1 protein-coding gene is annotated in these 719 nt (G+C 67.7%); it reads left to right on the top strand.

Translation table 11 applies throughout. The features are described from left to right. Positions 1-719, top strand: a 719-nt coding sequence (locus AC07YS_RS31910; RefSeq protein ID WP_495270371.1) for a TRAP transporter large permease, incomplete at both ends; no start/stop codon positions are given.

Here is a 719-nt window from a genome sequence, read left to right as displayed (position 1 = left end):
AACCGCGTGCCCGGCCGGCTCATGCACACCACCATCCTCGGCTGCGGCGTGTTCGGCTCGGTCTCGGGCTCGTCGGCCGCCACCTGCGCCACCATCGCCAAGGTGGCGCTGCCCGAGCTCAAGCGCCGCGGCTACAACGAGAAGCTGGCCATCGGCTCGCTGGCCACGGCCGGCACGCTGGGCATCCTGATCCCGCCCTCGATCACCATGGTGGTGTACGCGGTGGCGGCCGACGCTTCCATCATCCGCATCTTCCTGGCCGGCTTCCTGCCGGGCTTCTTGCTGATGCTGCTGTTCTCGGGCTACATCGGCTGGTGGAGCCTGCGCCACCCCGACCAGGTGCCGCCGGCCGATCCACCGACCACCTTCATGGAGAAGATCCGGCTGTCGGGCAACCTCATTCCCTGCGCGCTGCTGATCGTGTTCATCGTCTGGGTGCTGGTGGCCGGCTGGGCCACGGCCACCGAGTGCGCGGCCTTCGGGGTGCTCGGCTCGCTGGCCATCGCGGCCTACGGCAAGAGCCTGACCTGGCAGAACTTCAAGGACGGGCTCATGGGTGCCACGCGCACCAGCTGCATGATCATGTTCATCCTGGCCGGGGCCGCGTTCCTGACCAAGACCATGGCCTTCACCGGCATCCCGCGCGAGCTGGCCGAGTGGGTCGACAGCATGCATCTGTCGCCCTATGCATTGATCGGTGCGCTGGTGGTGGTGTACCT

The organism is Variovorax sp. GW458-11-26-14-LB1 (genome assembly GCF_059423965.1).
Note: the sequence above shows the minus strand (reverse complement) of the source record. Positions and strands in the feature narration are given on the sequence as shown.